Below are 349 nucleotides of genomic sequence, written 5' to 3' on the forward strand. Positions count from 1 at the left end.
GTCCTGCGGGTCGGCCTCGGAGAGCTGCTTGACCAGCTCGGGCAGGCGTCGGTGGGCCACGTCCTGCGCGGTGTCCTGCAGCCGGCGCAGCGAGCGGATCATGGAGCGGGCCACGACGAACGCGCCGACCAGCGAGATGCCGAGCACCAGCAGCACCAGGATGCCGTTGAAGAGGGCCGACTGCTGGGCCTCGGCCCGTAGCGTACGGGCCTGCTCGTCCATCTGCGTGAGCAGCGAGGCCTCGATCTTCCGCATCTGCTCGATCTTGACCTGGTCCTGGTCGAACCAGTCCAGGTAGGAGCGGTTCTCGCGCGAGATGCCCTTGGGGTCCTTCACCACGCGCTCGGCG

At 68.8% G+C, this 349-nt stretch carries 1 protein-coding gene; it reads right to left on the minus strand.

What is annotated here, in order from left to right:
* The coding region (locus ACSNOK_RS33590) for a hypothetical protein (RefSeq protein ID WP_436784554.1) at nucleotides 1-349 on the minus strand (349 nt) is incomplete at both ends.

Origin of the sequence: Streptomyces sp. URMC 126, assembly GCF_051386555.1 — a bacterium.
Lineage (GTDB): Bacteria > Actinomycetota > Actinomycetes > Streptomycetales > Streptomycetaceae > Streptomyces.